General features: G+C 27.5%; 18 protein-coding genes and 1 pseudogene. 16 read left to right on the forward strand and 3 right to left on the reverse strand.

Annotation, left to right across the window (positions count from 1 at the left end):
* The first annotated feature begins 39 nt into the window (after positions 1 to 39).
* From CHL78_RS00975 to CHL78_RS00990, 5 genes are all read left to right on the forward strand, one after another.
* A complete protein-coding gene (locus tag CHL78_RS00975) occupies positions 40 to 3,123 on the forward strand; it encodes an RNA dependent RNA polymerase (protein WP_094368487.1) in 3,084 nt (1,027 codons plus the stop codon).
* Positions 3,124 to 3,237: 114 nt separating this feature from the next.
* Positions 3,238 to 4,278, forward strand: a complete 1,041-nt coding sequence (locus CHL78_RS00980; RefSeq protein ID WP_094368488.1) for a hypothetical protein — start codon at positions 3,238 to 3,240, stop codon at positions 4,276 to 4,278.
* Positions 4,279 to 4,376: 98 nt separating this feature from the next.
* The gene (locus CHL78_RS00985) at positions 4,377 to 4,727 is read left to right on the forward strand and encodes a hypothetical protein (protein ID WP_094368489.1); all 351 of its coding nucleotides are present in this window, start codon (positions 4,377 to 4,379) and stop codon (positions 4,725 to 4,727) included.
* A gap of 264 nt (positions 4,728 to 4,991) precedes the next feature.
* The gene (locus CHL78_RS20635) at positions 4,992 to 5,159 is read left to right on the forward strand and encodes a hypothetical protein (RefSeq protein ID WP_158540608.1); all 168 of its coding nucleotides are present in this window, start codon (positions 4,992 to 4,994) and stop codon (positions 5,157 to 5,159) included.
* The gene (locus CHL78_RS00990) at positions 5,128 to 6,570 is read left to right on the forward strand and encodes a recombinase family protein (protein WP_094368490.1); all 1,443 of its coding nucleotides are present in this window, start codon (positions 5,128 to 5,130) and stop codon (positions 6,568 to 6,570) included. Before CHL78_RS20635 ends, CHL78_RS00990 begins: the two co-directional genes overlap by 32 nt.
* 66 nt (positions 6,571 to 6,636) lie before the next feature.
* Here the strand turns inward: CHL78_RS00990 and CHL78_RS00995 are convergent.
* The 3 genes and pseudogenes from CHL78_RS00995 to CHL78_RS01005 form a co-directional block, all read right to left on the reverse strand.
* Positions 6,637 to 6,966: pseudogene (locus tag CHL78_RS00995) on the reverse strand (manganese catalase family protein); the annotation flags it as partial.
* A 32-nt stretch (positions 6,967 to 6,998) separates the two neighbouring features.
* Entirely contained in the window at positions 6,999 to 7,265 is a 267-nt protein-coding gene (locus CHL78_RS01000) for a spore coat protein CotJB (RefSeq protein ID WP_094369302.1), read from the reverse strand.
* The gene (locus tag CHL78_RS01005) at positions 7,265 to 7,474 is read right to left on the reverse strand and encodes a spore coat associated protein CotJA (RefSeq protein WP_094369303.1); all 210 of its coding nucleotides are present in this window, start codon (positions 7,472 to 7,474) and stop codon (positions 7,265 to 7,267) included. The genes CHL78_RS01000 and CHL78_RS01005 overlap by 1 nt, the downstream gene beginning before the upstream one ends.
* A gap of 245 nt (positions 7,475 to 7,719) precedes the next feature.
* On the opposite strand from CHL78_RS01005, the gene CHL78_RS01010 reads away from it, so the two are divergent.
* From CHL78_RS01010 to CHL78_RS01060, 11 genes are all read left to right on the forward strand, one after another.
* Complete coding sequence (locus tag CHL78_RS01010) at positions 7,720 to 8,586, forward strand: tRNA 2-thiocytidine biosynthesis TtcA family protein (RefSeq protein ID WP_094369304.1); 867 nt, start codon at positions 7,720 to 7,722, stop codon at positions 8,584 to 8,586.
* Positions 8,587 to 8,689: 103 nt separating this feature from the next.
* Complete coding sequence (locus CHL78_RS01015) at positions 8,690 to 9,706, forward strand: 3'-5' exonuclease (RefSeq protein WP_094369305.1); 1,017 nt, start codon at positions 8,690 to 8,692, stop codon at positions 9,704 to 9,706.
* A gap of 196 nt (positions 9,707 to 9,902) precedes the next feature.
* Positions 9,903 to 11,108, forward strand: coding sequence for an MORN repeat-containing protein (locus tag CHL78_RS01020; protein WP_094369306.1), 1,206 nt, complete (start codon positions 9,903 to 9,905; stop codon positions 11,106 to 11,108).
* A gap of 28 nt (positions 11,109 to 11,136) precedes the next feature.
* On the forward strand, positions 11,137 to 12,063 hold the full coding sequence (locus CHL78_RS01025; protein WP_094369307.1) for a S8 family peptidase: 927 nt from the start codon (positions 11,137 to 11,139) through the stop codon (positions 12,061 to 12,063).
* A gap of 165 nt (positions 12,064 to 12,228) precedes the next feature.
* Positions 12,229 to 12,918 (forward strand): cell division ATP-binding protein FtsE, encoded by a 690-nt coding sequence (gene ftsE / locus CHL78_RS01030; protein WP_094369308.1) that lies wholly within the window; start codon positions 12,229 to 12,231, stop codon positions 12,916 to 12,918.
* Positions 12,899 to 13,798, forward strand: coding sequence for a permease-like cell division protein FtsX (gene ftsX, locus CHL78_RS01035; protein WP_094369309.1), 900 nt, complete (start codon positions 12,899 to 12,901; stop codon positions 13,796 to 13,798). Before ftsE ends, ftsX begins: the two co-directional genes overlap by 20 nt.
* An 18-nt stretch (positions 13,799 to 13,816) precedes the next feature.
* Entirely contained in the window at positions 13,817 to 14,926 is a 1,110-nt protein-coding gene (locus CHL78_RS01040; protein ID WP_199533962.1) for a murein hydrolase activator EnvC family protein, read from the forward strand.
* A gap of 48 nt (positions 14,927 to 14,974) precedes the next feature.
* Positions 14,975 to 15,484: a 3'-5' exonuclease gene (locus CHL78_RS01045; protein WP_094369310.1), complete on the forward strand. Its 510-nt coding sequence runs from the start codon at positions 14,975 to 14,977 to the stop codon at positions 15,482 to 15,484.
* Positions 15,485 to 15,618: 134 nt separating this feature from the next.
* Positions 15,619 to 15,918, forward strand: coding sequence for a hypothetical protein (locus CHL78_RS01050; protein ID WP_094369311.1), 300 nt, complete (start codon positions 15,619 to 15,621; stop codon positions 15,916 to 15,918).
* Positions 15,909 to 16,925, forward strand: coding sequence for a serine/threonine-protein kinase (locus CHL78_RS01055; RefSeq protein WP_094369312.1), 1,017 nt, complete (start codon positions 15,909 to 15,911; stop codon positions 16,923 to 16,925). The genes CHL78_RS01050 and CHL78_RS01055 overlap by 10 nt, the downstream gene beginning before the upstream one ends.
* A gap of 245 nt (positions 16,926 to 17,170) precedes the next feature.
* Positions 17,171 to 17,393 (forward strand): hypothetical protein (locus tag CHL78_RS01060; protein ID WP_147295787.1); only part of this gene is annotated, 223 nt, incomplete at its 3' end.

Raw genomic sequence — 17,393 nt, forward strand, 5'->3', positions numbered from 1 at the left:
GTAGCCACAAATAAAATTAAATTAAGGAGATTGAGTAGTATGGAAATATTAAGATTAAATGAAGAAGTAATAAAGGAAAATAAACAAAAAATAGTAGGTAAGGATGAATTTAAAGACACTTATAAAGGTGTAGATAAAATAGAATTAGATAACAGTTTATTTACGGTAGCATTAGCAAAATATAAAGGAGTAAATCAAGAAGAAATATTATTTAGTGATGCTATAGTTAAAGTAGAATTTCAAAGTGATGAAGATATAATAGATAGAATAATAATTATTAATAATAGCAAATATGCATTTTATATGTCTACAGCAAGTGATTTAAAGAAATCAAGCTGTATATTTATAAAAGAAGAGTATGCACAATTCGGTCAATGGTTAAAAGAGCAAGCCACAGGTGGAGTAGAATATAAATTGATAGAGAAGTCAGCTATTACTATAATGAAAGAAACAGCATACCAAGGATTTATTTTTAGTGGTTCTCAAAAGACAAATATAATTCCTAAAGTGGTAATAATAGAAGAACCTAAGTATTTCTATAAAGGACTTCATACTGTTTTAGATAGTGTTGAAACAGCTGAAACTATAGATGATATAAAGTTAGTAGAAAAAGAAATAGAAACTACACTATCGGCATTTGATGGACAAGGAATAATGACTAAAGAATTAGCTGATAGAATAGCTAAAGATTTAAAAATAGAACATCAATTAAATTGGATTACATTTAGATTATATGCAGGGATAGGTGGAAAAGGTGTTGCTACAGCTGTAGATATTCATAATGAACTTTTAAAAGTTAATAAAGTATATGGAGATACAGAACATCTTAAAATGGTTGATAATGAACTAATGATACGTGACATATTGAATATATATCACAAAGTAAGTGAAATAGATATGATACTAAATGAAAGCCAATGTAAATTAGTAAAGCACTTTGATGGTGAATATTTATATAATGTATCTAATCAAGTGGATAGTATATTTAAGTGTCTATATGTATGTATGCATAATAAGAAGAAACAAAGAAGTAATAGAACTAAATTAAACTATCAATTCCTACAATCATTAAATTTATCATATGATGAATTAATGGAACTTACAAAGAATGATAGGGAACATTTAGATGCATCTTTAAAAGATATAGATAGTCTACTAATAACTTGTGATTTAGCAGATATACAATATATAGACGATACAGAAGATAAGGAACAAAATGATAGTTTTAGCTTAATGCTAGAACTTGTAAAGTATGAAAGTAGTTTACTAAAAGAATGGAGCGTTCAACGCCATATGCAAAAACTATTAAAGAGTAGAATAAATAAAGTTGCTTATGGAAAAACATTTTTAGATGATGCAAGTTATAGATTAATAATACAAGATGTGCAAGTTTATATGAACTTTATATCTACTAGAGATATGGACATAGCTAGAAATGAAGATTGTTTACAAGCTGGTGAATATTACTCAATAGGTAGACAAGATAAACAAAAAACAGTAATGGGTAGAAATCCACTAAGTTCAGCACAGGAGCTTGTTAAGTTTGAGAATAAAAAGAATAACTATATAGATAGTTTAGGTTATGAATGTGAGAGCATATTAGTTATGAATACTTATGATGCTACAGCCAGCAGAATGAGTGGAGCTGATTATGATGGAGATATAGTTTGTTGTATTGTTGATGATATTATATATAATTCTGTAATTGAATTAGATGTACCTTTATTCTTTAATACATTTGATGGAGCTAAAATGGATATGAAGTATACACCAGACAATATAAGATTAATGACTAAATTATGTGCTGGAAATAAGATAGGAGCTTTAGCATTAGCTAATGCTGGTGTAATGAATATGACTAATGAATATCCATATATGTTACAAGATGGAACATTAATATCTAATAGCGAATTTTACAATAAGATTAAAGATGATTTTAAACTAGAAACAAGTGAAGAAATTAGTTTTAAAATGAACGAACTTATACAATCTGGACAAGTAATTGATACAATGTTTTCTGATATATATACTTATGAACAAAAGAAAGATTATATAAAAAGTAGACATAAAGAATTACGTAAGATGCAATATCTAATCCTATATGCACAGCAGGTAGCAATAGATACATCAAAGACAGGTGTAGAGATACCAGAGAATGTACACAATATATTGAAAGAATTTGAAGAAAAGCCACATTTCTTTAGATATGCTAGAGGTGAAAGGTATACTACTATTAGGAATAGTGTAATGGATAGATATTCATATGAATGTGCAAAATATTACTATACTCAAAAATTTGAGCTTATGCAGGATGTATGTTTTAGTATAGAAGAAGAAATAGACAAAAGAAATAAAAATGTATTTATAGATATGTTTAAAAAAGCTAGTATTGGATTTAATCAATCGAATGTTGATGTAATAGTAAAAGATATGAATGATATATACTCTAAATATAAGGCTGTAAAAAGTAGTTTAAGGAATTGTGATAAATCATCTAAGTTTTATAAAAATACTCATAAAGATAATAACTTTAGAGCTTATGAGTACTGTAAAGGTATTTATAATAAATGTAAATCTGAAATAGAGGGATATACATTAGTAGATTTATTGCAAGCAATATGTATAGTCAAACTTAGGAGTGACTTTATTTTAGAATATTTTGCACCAGCTATAGTAGATGTAGTTAAGATAAATAATTATAAAGTTAGAACATTCTACAAAGGTGAAATTTCAGAAAAAGAAGATGCTAAAATAATAAAAATAGGGAATAAAACATACACTAGAACATTTGAAATATTAGATGAAAACAAACTAGGTCAAAGTATAAATGCAGGTAGATATAAACTTATACTAAAAGAACAAGAGAAATATGGGAATGCATTACAAATAAGATTTAAATCTGAAAGAGCATATTTAAGGGATGGAGATTTATGTATAGCAATTAGGAATGATGATAAGTATAGTTATAAATTAATTGTTAATAATCAAGTAGTTGTTCATAATGCATATTTATATAAGAATAAAAAACAAATAATTGATAAAGAACAGTTTTGTATATGTGATGTAAGATTTAATAGGAATCTTTCAAAAAACATAGAGTATAACGGAAATTCACTTTATTAAAAAATCATTATACAATTTTACAAAAAATGACAAGATGGATAATATATAATAGTCTTGTCATTTTTTATAATAAAGACGATATTAATAACTATATAAACGTTAGGATGTGTTTTTTTGAATATTACTTTAAATAACTTAACTACAAATATGATATTACAAGAAATACAGGTTAATATGTATAGAGAGCAATTACTTAGATATATTGATGATTATCAAATTAATTTAAATGATAAATTTGATGAAATTTCAACAAAAGCTAATACAAAAGCTAAAATAGTAATTGCAAGAGCATATGACCCTGCAAATTTAGAATTACAAAAGGATTATAAACGTATTGAATCAAAAATTGGGAATAAAACTAGATATATTATTTCAGAATATATGAGAAGAATTATGTTTATGCTAGGTAATATATGTGAATGTATTATAATAGATAATTGTAAAAGAGATTTAAATCTAAATATGAAATGCATAAATTATGCACGTTTTAAAAGTGATATAAATGAAGAGTACAATGATATTGAATATAACAAATATACTCCATTTTCACCATCACATAAAAGAATAGTATTATATAGTGATGCAGGTATTATACATTATCAAGATAATAATTATGTTTATGAACCTAATCATATTAATAAAGATATTATTTGGTGTAATAAAGAATCAAAGGAAGATATTTTAAAAGCTAGTATACCATATACCAAATATGAGTTAATGGCAAAACTTCAAGTAAAATCATCAACAAATTTTTCTAATATTGATTGGAATGAAGAAAAGTATAGATTTTCGCCAATTATATATTTTGATTTAAATAGGGATATTAATGATTTACATAAATATTTAAGTAATAAAAACTCAAATTTATATGTAAGGTCAGTATTAGATTTTAATTTTAGATTAATGGAAGAGAGTATGTGGTACTTTAGGATATTGGCTGGACATTTTTCAGGCTTAATAGACTTGAGGAAAGAAATTAATTTTAATATGCTAGAAACTATGAATAGTGGAATTATAAAATATATTTTTAATTCAGATATAAAATCACTATTAAGTGATGATAGCGTAATAAAATCAAATGAATTATTAATAGGTATACAAGATACTATTTTAGGTGGTAATCAAGTAAATCATATAGATATTAGTTTGAATTAGATATAATAAAATAATACTTTTATTTAAATAAATAATTTTGAATAACTTGGAAATATGTTAATCTAGTATTTAGAAAATAAATTATTGGAGGTAGTAAAATGGGGAAAAAATTAAGTTTTGAAGAACAATTAGAAAGTTTACACGCTATAAAGAGTTTATATTTTAGCTGGGATAGAGATACTAGTACAAGTCTACGTTATGTAGAAGTTGTTGATGAAGAAACTGATGCAGTAATTTTAAGCATACAAGTACCAATAAATATATCACCAGGAACAGAAACTTACAAAATAAATATAGTTTGGGAAAACGCTGGAGTTAAAAACTTTAGTTCATTAAAATTATTTGGGATTTATTGGAGTTCATACAATAAGATGAACTATGATGATATAAATGAATGTTTAGAAATTTATTCTAGTGACTCCGATAAAATAGTAAAAGTATATTCTTAGGAAATATACATAAATATAAATTTATTTTTACAATAGATGGTGTAGCCTATAAGGTATATCATCTATTTTTTATTTCCATATAATTCTATCTATTTTTTTATAAAAAATTTTACTTTTTGTGGCTACGTATGTAAATAGTTACTTATAGATTAAATAAAAGACAATTTTAGAATGTAAAATATAGCTTAATAATGCAGGACATACACCTACAATATAAAGCTTTCATATTTTACATTAAGACCACAAATAGGAGATTGATTATATATGAAGAAAGTTAAAATAGAGGATATGAAGGTTACTATTAGTTATAGTGAAAATAAAGTTGATAAAGACCATTTTTATGGTATATTAACTAATATAATAAAAAGATTAGAACTAGAGAATAAGGAAGTGAGAAAAGATGAAAAAAAATGTAGTACTTTTAAGAGTTAGTACAGATATGCAAGACTTTAATAGTCAAAAAAATGGTATTGATAAATATGTGAAAGAAAATAATATAACGGTTCATAAGATTATAGAAGAGCAAGGTGTAAGTGGATATAAGACTAAACTAGAAGATAGATTAGGTTTACAAGAACTTATACAAATGGCTGTTAATGATGAATTGAACAGCATAATAGTATTTAATCAAGATAGATTAGGAAGAAGACTAGAGATACTTTCATTTATGACTATTATGAATGAACAAAATGTAAAAGTTTATTCGGTTACAGAAGGTCTTTTAAACGAAGATAATGATACATCAGAGTTAATTCAAGCTATTAAATTTTGGACAGCTAACTATGAAAGTAAAAAAACAAGTCTTAGAGTTAAAAATGGAAAAAGAGCTACTATAGAAAGAAATGCTTATAGTGGTGGAGTGGCTAACTTTGGATATAAAGTAGTTGATAGAAAACTTGTAATAAATGAAGAAGAAAGTGAAATAGTTAAATTTATATATGAAAGCTACATTGATTATGGACATAAAAGAACACTTGAATTATTAGAAGAGAAAAATATATTAAAACGTGGTGACAAATGGACTAAAACTAAGATGTTTAGTATATTAAAAAATAATATATATAGAGGTAAAAAACAATACCAAGGTGAACTATTAGATTTTCCAGAACTTCAAATTATAAGTGATGAAATGTTCAACAAAGCACAAGAACGTGCAAAGAGTAGAAATACAAGAGGTACAAGACGATATACTAATAGAACAGATATATTATTTGAAGGTTTATTATTCCATAAGTGTGAAGATGGTATAGACAGAAAATTAAATATAGATTATGTAAATACTACAGCTGGTAGAGTTCATACTTATAGATGCAAATATTGCAAAGAAACAAAGGCACAAATAACAAAGAATTTTATTAGTACAAAATTAGAGCCGATATTAATTGAGAATATAAAATCAATAATGAATAACATATCAATTAAAGAGTTGGAACATAAATATAATGAAGAAATAACAATTAGCACAGATAAAATAACAAAAAGTATTGATATACTTAATAAAACTATTGAAAAAAAGAAGAAAGCAATAGATAGTGCAATGAATGAAATAGAAAAGATATTTATGGGAGAAAGTAACTTGGATATAAACATACCAAGTAATATGATAAAGAAAATGGAAACTGAAATTGAAGAGTTAGAAAATCAAATGGAAGTTCATCAAAATGAATTAGAATACTTAGGAGATACAACTTCAAATGCTATGTATTTATTAGATAAATATAAAGACTTTGAATATATATATGATAATTCAATGAATGAGGAACGAAAGGTTATATTACAAGATTTAGTTAATAAAATAGTAATTAATCAAGATGAAATAAATATACAGCTAAATATATATTAATTATATTGACATTGATGCATTTAATATGATAACATAAATTTATCTTAATGATGGTTTTATGTTATCATTCGCATCTGATGGGAATATTCCGAAACCATTTTGAGCATAGTTTGATCCTAGTCCAGCAGCTTTTAATTGTGCTGGAGTTGCATTTTCAGTTAATTGATAAACCATAGTAGAGATTATTTCAACATGAGCAAGTTCTTCAGTACCTATATCAGTTAATAGGGCACGAGATTTACCAGTAGGCATAGTATATCTTTGACTTAAATATCTAAGTGCTGCACCCAACTCACCATTTGGCCCCCCAAACTGAGTTATAAGAAATTTAGCCATTTTTAAGTCACCACATTTTATATTAACAGGGTACTCCAACGTTTTTTGATATATCCACATAAAATTTTCAATCCTCCCAATTTATATAATGTCTAATAATTAAATTCTCTGTCCCAAGGCCAAGGTTGACAAATCCATTGCCATGGATATTTACTTGGTACGTACCCAAAATTTGTTAAAGGTCCATATACATTTTCATATGCGCATCTAGCTTGGGCAAATTGACTGCATAATGAATTATAAACATTTATCGCATTTTTATCTTCTGGATGATTATCTAGATATAAATTCATATCTACGCATGCGAATCCTGTTTCTTGGACTTTTCTTAATAATTCACCTCTAGATGTTTGTTTCATTATCTTTTCCCTCCAGATCTCTTTTTAGGTGTTGAATATAGCTCCTTGTTGTACATAGCAGATTCCCACAGATGTAATTCTGGAAAAATAGTACCATAATTAAGTGCAGTTGAAAGATTGTACATCTTTGTAAGCACTTGATTATTTACGTATGGTCTAGCTAACTCACATCCACAATATTTTATTACTCCTCTGTCATTATTTTCCACAGTTGAACCCTCCTTGTATAAATCGATAGAAAGTGACTATCTACTAGTATCATATTCTATGCATATAAAAATGTTACTTAGTACGAATATTTTTACTTATTAGATAAAATATAATGAAGATTAAACGGCAAATATAATAAGAGATAGGTATAAATTGTATTATCATAAATATATGTATCACTTGAATTTACAATAAGATATGTGATAAAATAGTTTGGATATTCGCATAATGATGAGGTGATTTAATGAGTGAATTAGCAGGAAAGGGTTGTGCGGTCATAGTGCCGTTTGATGAAAGACAACCATTAAAAGATATAGAAAAAAGTATAATAAAAAAATATAGAAAGCACTTATGGTCAAAGTTTATAAAAGCTATTAGAGATTATAAGCTAGTTGAAGAAGGTGACAAAATAGCTGTTGCAATATCTGGAGGGAAAGATAGTATAATAATGGCTAAGATGTTTCAGGAGTTAAAGAGACATGGTCAAGTTAATTTTGAGGTAGAATTCATAGCTATGGACCCTGGTTATCACAAGGATATAAGACAATTATTAATAGATAATTGTGAATATCTAGATATACCTATACATCTATTTGATTCTAGAATATTTGAAATAGCAGATGAAATAGCAAAAGATTATCCATGTTATATGTGTGCAAGAATGAGAAGAGGAGCTTTATACGCTAAAGCCGAAGAATTAGGGTGCAATAAATTAGCATTAGGTCATCACTATGATGACGTTATAGAGACGACGATGATGAATTTATTATGTGCTGGAAACTTTAAGACGATGTTACCTAAATTAAACTCTACAAACTTTGACGGAATACAAATAATAAGACCGCTATATTATATAAGAGAAGAACAAATAATAAAATTTATACAAAATAGTGGAATATGGCCTTTAAACTGTGCATGTATGGTAGCGGCTAAAAAGACAGGTAATAAGAGATATGAGATAAAAGAGCTTATCAAAAGCTTAGAGCCAAACTTTAAAGATGTTGAGAAATCAATATTTAAAGCAGCTCAAAATGTTAATATTGACTCAGTATTAGGATGGCAACAAGATGGGGTTAAACATTCTTTCTTAGAAAAATATGATGAAATATAATGAAAAATCACTGATAGTTTAAAACTATCAGTGATTTTTTTATAGAAAAAATAGATATAAATGGTAAAATATAATTATAAGTACTTAGAAAGGGTGATTTATATTGAAAAGGATATATATAGACTTTGAAATGAATATGCCAAACAATAAGACTAAAAGAGATACATCAAAGGCTGACTTGATAGCCATTGGTGCCATAAAATATGATACGAAAACTGGGAAAATAGATAAATTTAAGTCTTTAATAAAACCAGTAAGCGATATAGAGATATATCCTCATATACAAGAATTAACAAAAATAGATCCAACTGATTTAAACCAAGCTCCTTCATATGAAGAAGTTATGAGAAAATTTAAGCTTTGGCTGGGAATCTTCTCTGAAATAGAAGGAATATATACATTTGGAAACTTAGATGTGACATGCTTTAATAATACTGATAAAAAAAGTTCTTTAAAGTATAACCATCCTAGGTTCATTAATAATATAAGAGATTTATTTGTAGATATAAAGGACAAGTATTTAGGTTATGGTTTAAAGTGTATGAACTATATATCATTAAAGAATTTGCTTCACTGTGCTAATGTAGAATTTAGTGGGGAAGCACACGACCCTTTGTATGATGCCTATAATTTATTTGTATTAGATAGTATATTGGAAAAAGATGAGGGAGTGCGAGATATACTGATTATACAAGATATAATGAGACCTCCGTTTACTATTATAAATAATAATCTAGAAGAACAATTTGAAAGATATAAAAAATATTTTTATGATAATAAAGGAAGTTATAATATAAATCTTCTATCAGATGAAATAATAAAAACAATAAATCAATATATAATATCGCTTAAAGACATGGATATACATAATCTAGATACATTAAGAGATATAGGTAAAAAACTAGATACTATAGATAAAATAAAAGATATAAAAGAAGGGTATTTTTATATACTAGAAAACCTCTACTTTGATATGAAGGATTTACTAGCAGATTTAATGCTGTATAAATTAGATAAAGAAGAGTATAAAGATGAGATAGATAATATAGTTGAATTATTTGAAAATGATTTAATTAAAGATAATATAAAGATACAAGATACTATAGTGCAAAGCTATTAGACTCGCGCATTATAAATAAAAATACTGTTTTAAGATAGAATTATTTTAAATAAGTAGAGATGAAGACAAATACTGTTTTAAAATATATATTTTAAAACAGTATTTTTATATTACTGAAATTAAAAGGTGAATGTAATAAATATTATTGATACTAAATATATATAATATAAGAATTTTATAGAAAGGAGCATCCACTTTGGAAAATATCACTGAATATATACTTACTATATTAGCGGTGTTTATATGTTTGTCTTCAGTACTTATTATACTTAAAATAATAAAAGTAGTAGTGGAAATAAAAAGCTATCGATTTAGCAAAAAAAGTAGTAAGAGTTATAATAGAGGCTTTAATTTTAGAGGGGGAAGCATTAAACCAAATGTAGAACATCATGTAGACAATCAAGTCAACTATAGACTAGAAGGAGAAAAAATTTACACATATGATAATGGTGATAGGTATAAAGGCGAGTTTGTAAATGATAAGAAAAATGGATTTGGAGTATGTATTTTCTCCAATGGAGAGCGGTATGAAGGATTATGGAGAGACGATAAAATGCATAGCATAGGCAAGTACATTTATAAAGATGGATCTTCATATAGTGGAGACTTTAAAGATGGTAGAGTGGATGGCCTTGGGATGTTGACTTATACTAATAAAGATATTTATAAAGGTTACTTCAAAAATAATTTAAGAAATGGAAAAGGCGTTTTATATTATAAAGATGGTAGCAAGTATACAGGTATGTGGAAAGATGACATAAAATCTGGAGAAGGTAAGTTAAACAACATAAGTGGAGAAGATTATGAGGGCAATTTTGAAAATGACAAATTTAATGGAAGAGGAGTCTATAAGTTTTCTGATGGAAGTAGCTACACAGGTGAATTTAAAGATAATGTATACCATGGGCATGGTTGTTATGTTTACTCAAATGGAGATATATACGAGGGTGAATATAAATATGGATGTAAAAGAGGTAAAGGTACATTAAAGTATAGAAATGGATGCATGTATGAAGGTGAGTTTAAAGATGATCTATTTGATGGCAGAGGGAGATATGTTTATAAAGATAACAGTATATACGATGGAGATTTTAAACTTGGAAAAAAAGACGGTATAGGGACATATAACTGTAGATTATATAAATACGTAGGCGAATGGAATTATGAAAGTAAAGGTAGAATAGGCACTTATTATTTAAGCTCAGGGGCTGTATTAGATGTGACTATAGACGATAACATAATAATCGAAGGTAAATACAAATATAATGAAGAAGAAAGATATTTATATAACGTAAGTATTAGCGATAACAATGAAGAGGATATAATCAATAATATAGGTAGATATCTAACAAAGAAAGTAAATAGTGCTATCACCATAACTACACCAAATATATATAATTAATTATAATAAAAAATTTGGAGTGATTATGATGAAAAAAAAATATGATGATCCAGAAATACAATTACTTCCATATATATTAAATAGAGAGATAAGATCCAAAAAGACTCAAGCACCTTATGGAATAGGTATGATACAAGCAAAAAGTATTTGGTCTAAATCTGAAAAAGGTGCAGGGATAAATATTGCAGTAATAGATTCAGGGTGTGACATAAATCATGAAAGCCTAAAGAATAATATTGTGGGAGTGAAAAATTTTACTGATGAAGATGGCAAAAATCAAAATATAGTTACTGATAGAGTTGGGCATGGGACACATGTTGTAGGAACTATAGTAGCTAACGGAAGTAATAATAGCGTAGTAGGGGTAGCTCCAGAAGCTAGTATTTATGTATTAAAAGCAATAGACAGAACCGGTTCGGGAAAATTAAGCTGGGTAGTAAATGCAATTTACTATGCAATAGAGAAAAAGGTTGATATAATATCTATGTCTCTGGGAATGTCTAGTAGTAATGAAAAATTAGAAAAAGCAATAAAGGAAGCTGTAAATAATAATATTTTAATAGTATGTGCTGCAGGTAATGACGGTGATGGTAGCGCTGTTGATTTTAAATATTCATATCCAGCATCATACGTAGATGTAATATCGGTAGGAGCTGTAGATAAAAGAAAAAAATTAGCTACTTTTAGTAACGCAAATTTAGTTATAGATGTAGTTGCACCAGGGGTAGACATTATATCCACATTTCCGAATAATCAATTTGCTAGTCTGAGTGGAACTAGTATGGCAGCACCTCATGTAAGTGGAAGTTTAGCTCTTTTAAAAAACTGGGGTCAAAAGGAATTTCAGAGAAATTTAACGCAAGAAGAAATATACGCTCAATTAATTAAGCATACAACCATGTTGGATTATCCAAGAACTTTACAAGGTAACGGATTAGTATATTTAAAGATATAAAAAAGATAAATTCCATCAAATAAGTTGTTAAAATTTCTTATTTTGATGGATTTTTTTTATTTGGGTTACAAAATGGTTACAAAAAATGCTATAATCATATAGTACGTAAAAGATTTGACGTAAAATGTAAGATGAAAGATCAATAAATTAATTGGAGTGATAAAGGTGATTAAATTTACAAATGTAGAAAAAACATATGCAGATGGAAGCAAGTCACTATGTAATATAAACTTAGGAATTAAACAAGGTGAATTTGTGTTTTTAGTTGGGCATTCTGGTGCAGGTAAGTCTACCTTACTTAAGCTATTAACAAGAGAAGAGAAATTGTCAGACGGAAGGCTTTCTGTATTAGGTGAAGAAATAACTAAAATTAAGACTAATAAGATACATAAATATAGAAGAAATCTAGGTATAGTATTTCAAGATTTCAAATTATTAAACGAAAAAACAGTTTTTGAAAATGTAGAAATAGCTATGAGGGTTGTTGGAGAAAATTCCAAAAAAATTAGACCTAGAGTAATGGAAGTATTACATAGAGTAGGAATAGCTGATAAGTGCAATAAGTACCCAACAGAATTATCAGGTGGAGAATGTCAGAGAGTTGGCATAGCAAGAGCAATAGTTAATAAGCCATCTATAGTAATAGCTGACGAATGTACTGGAAACTTAGATTTAAATAACTCGGTTGAAATTTTAAAGTTATTAAATGAAATCAATGCAGAAGGAGTAACTGTTATTATGGCTACTCATGATACTGAGATTTTAAAATTACAACCTAAGAGGGTTATAGAAATTGAGCAAGGAAAAATAATAAAGGACACAAAGAGGGATTTTTATGATGAAGCCGTTATCTAAAATTTTATATAGCTTAAAACAAGGAATAAAAGGTATTTTTAGTAACAAAACAATGAGTTTTGTATCAATAGTATCTGTAACTTCATCTTTAATAATATTAGGTATAGTTCTTACAATTGTTTTAAATGTAAATGAATTTATACAAACAACAAAAGATGAAATAAATGAGATTAGAGTATCTATTGATACTGGATTAGAGGAAAGTGAAAAAGAAAAATTAAAGACAGAGATAAGTAAGATTTCAGGTGTTAAAGAGGTTGCATATAGATCAAAGGAAGAATCATTTGAATCTATGAAAAAAAGCTGGGGAGAAGATGCTACTCTTTTAGAAGGGGTAGACAATCCTTTGGATGATTATTTTGTAGTAACAATAGATAATTCAGAGAAAATAAAGTCAATAGCAGCGAAGTCTCTAACTTTTGAGGGAGCAACAGATGTTGAGTATTATCAAGATATAATGGAGAACTTCTTAAGTATATCAAATACAGTTAAGAAGTTTGGTGGGATATTAATTATTGCATTATTAATAATATGCTTAGTAATTATTTCAAATACAATAAAGACTAGAGTATATAGTAAAAAAGAAGAGATACAAGTTATAAAGTACGTTGGAGCTAGTAATGGTTTTGTAATAGCACCATTTATAGTTGAAGGATTTATAATAGGAATGACAGGGTCTTTATTATCTCTAGGAGCTTGTGTTGGAATGTATGGATATATATTAGAAAAAATAACATCTGTTATAAGTTCTGTAGTTGGAAATGTAGTTCTTCCGCTAAATAGTATATCTATATCTCTTGTGATGGTGCTAATGATCACAGGTATAACAGTGGGTGTACTTGGAAGTATAGTATCTGTTAAGAAACATTTAAAAGTATAAATTTAGGGGGAAGAGTGAGTGAAGAAAATAACGTCAATAATTACAGTATGTGTTTTATTAAGCAGTACTGGATATATATATGCTGAAAACAATCAACAAGATTTAAATAATAAATTAAGTGAAAATAGAGAAGAGCAAGGTACATTAGATAAACAAATAGGTTCGTTAGACTCTAAAATAGCTGAAATAGAAAAGAATATAGAGAGTAGTAATGACGAAATAAACAAGCTAGATGAAGAAGTAGAGGATACTAAAGCCGAAATACAAGAGCTTGAAGGAAAGATATCAGAAAATGAAGAAGCTTTAGGTAAAAGACTTAAGGCGATTAACAGTAACTACTCGATGGGATTTGTAAAAGTAATATTAAGTAGTTCATCATTATCAGATTTCTTTAATAACATTTACATAGTAAAACAAGTTGTAGATCAAGATAAGGTATTACTAAAAGAACTAGATGTAAATAAGTCTGAAATAGAGACTAAAGAAAAGCAACTAGAAGATAAAAAAGTTAAGCAAGAAGAATTAAAGATGGCTTTAGAAAAAGATAACCAAATGATAGAATCAGATAAAGCCGAATTAGAAGGATTAAAAGATAAGTTAACAAAAGAAGAAGATGATTTAGAGAGTGAAATATCGAAATTAGCAGCAGAGGCAGCAGCTAAGTTAGCAGCAGAGAAAGCAGCACAAGATGCACAAAATTCACAAAACTCTCAAAATAATAATGAAACTGGAGCAGTTATATCTAGTGGTTCTTGGCCAGTACCAGGGTACTCTAGAGTAAGTTCTCCATATGGATATAGAAATCATCCGATATTAAATAGACAAGAATTCCACACAGGTATAGATATACCTGCTCCGCAAGGTACACCTGTTACATCATTTGATGATGGGAAAGTAATATTCTCTGGAGTAAAAGGTGGATATGGAAATACAATTATGATACAACATGACGATGGAAAGGTAACATTATATGCACATAATAGTGCACTTACAGCATCTGTAGGTGATAGAGTTCAAAAAGGACAAGTTGTCGCAAAAATAGGATCAACTGGAATGTCTACAGGGCCTCATTTACATTTTGAGATAAGAATAAATGGAAGCCACACTAATCCAATGAATTATTTATAAGATTTTCTATTGTCACTAAGCATATTTAAATATTAAGGAGAATAGGCTATGAAAGAATATGTAGTTGTAGATTTAGAAACTACAGGACTTGACCCGTATAAAGGGTGTGAGATAATAGAGATAGGTATTACAGAGATAATAGATGATAAGATCGTGAGAAACTATTCAAAATTAATAAAACCTCAAAGGGAGATTCCTGAGTTTATAACATCAATAACAAATATCAGTAATGATATGGTTGAGGATAAGGAATGTTTAGAGGATGTACTACCTAGATTTAGAAAATATATAGGTGATAGGACAATAATTGCTCATAATGCTAAATTTGATTTGAAATTTTTAAATTACTACTTAAAAGAGCTTAATTTAGAATTAATAGACAATCATATTTGTACATTAGAGATGCTAAAGAAAAGTAGGAGCTACAAAGGTAAAAACAAAAAACTTGAAACTGCATGTGCATACTATAATATAGAAAACTTAAATGCACATAGAGCAGATAGTGATACACTAGCAACAGCTAAATTATTTTTAAAAATAAAAGATGAAACTTTATAAATATTAAATAAGCCTATATATGGATTAATCCATATATAGGCTTATTTTTGTAAATTTGTATTTTTTAGTGTTTAAATCAAAAAAATATTCATAGTATATATGAGACAAGGTATTCTTTCTTAGGGGATGATGGTATGTTTTTTATAGATATTAGTATACGCATTGATGTAATTACCTTTAATATATATACAATGATAGATAAGCAAAAGGAATATTTATTACAAGATAACATTGTAATACCAAAGTCCTTTTCTATGGGGAGAAAGTTAAGTTATATAAGAACTATTATAGATACGTTAATTAATCAATATAACATAGAAAAGGCATATATAGAAACTGAGGATATTGCCGGATCTGAAATTATTGATATTGTAAAAACAGAGGGAGTTATAGAAGAATTATTTTCAAATTGTGGGGTAGAAATATGCAAATAAGTCCGAAATTTAATCTTAGAATACTAAAAAAAATTAACTCAGAAGGGGTCAACTCGGCTCTATATTTAGCAGAAGATGCTCAGTTAGGGTCAAGATTTATACTTAAGCAGATGGATAAAAAAGCATTTAATGATTCAGATAAGTACTTTGAGGAATCGAAAAAAATATATGATGTAAAGCACCCAAACATTGTACCTATTAACTATGCATCATATGATGATGAGTACATTTACATTACTATGCCTTACTTTGAAAGAGGATCATTATATCATCTACTAGAAAATAAAAATCTTACAATAAGGGAAATTATAAGTTACTCTTTAGATTTTTTATCTGCTATTTATTATATTCATAGCAAGGGGATGCTTCATTGTGATATAAAACCTAATAACATTCTTATAAGCAAGGAAGGTAAAGGTATATTGGCTGACTTTGGATCTGCTTTATATATGGATGCGTCAGGAAATGCAAAGTTAAAAAATGTATATTATAAGCATATAGCACCGGAGCAGTGTGTAACATCTAAAATAAATAGAAAAGTTGATATTTATCAAATTGGTACTACTTTATATAGAATGTGTAATGGAAATGAAGAGTATAATAAGCAAGTTAAGAGGTACAAAGACTTGAATAGTCTAAAGCTAGCTTGTGCTAAGGGGAAATTTCCTATAAGAAAAAAATATTTACCTCATATACCGAAGTCTATGATATATGTTATTGAGAAATGTATTAAGGTAAATCCAGAAGAAAGGTATGATGATGTATTAGAAATAATAAATGACCTATCGGCTATAAATCAAAACTTAGATTGGGAGTATAAAAAAATTGATAAAGATAATTGTGTATGGAGCTTGAATAGAAACAACGAAAATCTAGAAGTTGCATTAAGTAAAGAACACAATCTTTGGGATGTAAAGCATAATTATGAGAATATATCAATGTTAGATAGTAAAGCTAAAGCTTATAGATTAGTAAGAGATATAATAAAAGAATACGAAAAAAAATAGCCTTACTTCAATCCGATCAAGTAAGGCTATCAAGGGGTAAAATATATTATAAAAAGGGGTTTATTAGGGAATATATTTTATTTGGGGAGTAAATCGGTTATTAGGGGAATAACCTTAAATTAATAATAACAAAATTCGACAAATAATGCAATAGAAAAAATGAAATTTGTCGAAAAAAAATAAAAAAATACTGAATGGGATTTTTTCCTATGCATAAACTAAGTAAAAATACATAGGAGGAGTTTATGAATAAAAAAATATACATAAGTATATTTGCATTTTTATTTTTAGTTTGTATGTACACTACATCCACTTGCTTAGAGAAAAATAAAGATCTAAAGAATAATTTAAATTACTGCAAAGATATTTATGTCAATAATATAAATGATGATGATATAAAGATACAAGTAATAGATATAGATATACGAGATGAAGAAATTGATATTGGAGAAAAATATAATGCATCTG

Source organism: Romboutsia weinsteinii (assembly GCF_002250835.2).
GTDB classification, from domain to species: Bacteria; Bacillota; Clostridia; order Peptostreptococcales; family Peptostreptococcaceae; genus Romboutsia_A; species Romboutsia_A weinsteinii.

Coding starts and splice junctions, on each gene's coding strand:
- CHL78_RS00975 (WP_094368487.1), top strand. CDS start 40: ATGGAAATATTAAGATTAAATGAAGAAGTAATAAAGGAAAATAAACAA.
- CHL78_RS00985 (WP_094368489.1), top strand. CDS start 4,377: ATGGGGAAAAAATTAAGTTTTGAAGAACAATTAGAAAGTTTACACGCT.
- CHL78_RS20635 (WP_158540608.1), top strand. CDS start 4,992: ATGAAGAAAGTTAAAATAGAGGATATGAAGGTTACTATTAGTTATAGT.
- CHL78_RS00990 (WP_094368490.1), top strand. CDS start 5,128: ATGAAAAAAAATGTAGTACTTTTAAGAGTTAGTACAGATATGCAAGAC.
- CHL78_RS01000 (WP_094369302.1), bottom strand. CDS start 7,265: ATGAAACAAACATCTAGAGGTGAATTATTAAGAAAAGTCCAAGAAACA.
- CHL78_RS01010 (WP_094369304.1), top strand. CDS start 7,720: ATGAGTGAATTAGCAGGAAAGGGTTGTGCGGTCATAGTGCCGTTTGAT.
- CHL78_RS01025 (WP_094369307.1), top strand. CDS start 11,137: ATGAAAAAAAAATATGATGATCCAGAAATACAATTACTTCCATATATA.
- ftsX (WP_094369309.1), top strand. CDS start 12,899: ATGATGAAGCCGTTATCTAAAATTTTATATAGCTTAAAACAAGGAATA.
- CHL78_RS01045 (WP_094369310.1), top strand. CDS start 14,975: ATGAAAGAATATGTAGTTGTAGATTTAGAAACTACAGGACTTGACCCG.
- CHL78_RS01050 (WP_094369311.1), top strand. CDS start 15,619: ATGTTTTTTATAGATATTAGTATACGCATTGATGTAATTACCTTTAAT.
- CHL78_RS01055 (WP_094369312.1), top strand. CDS start 15,909: ATGCAAATAAGTCCGAAATTTAATCTTAGAATACTAAAAAAAATTAAC.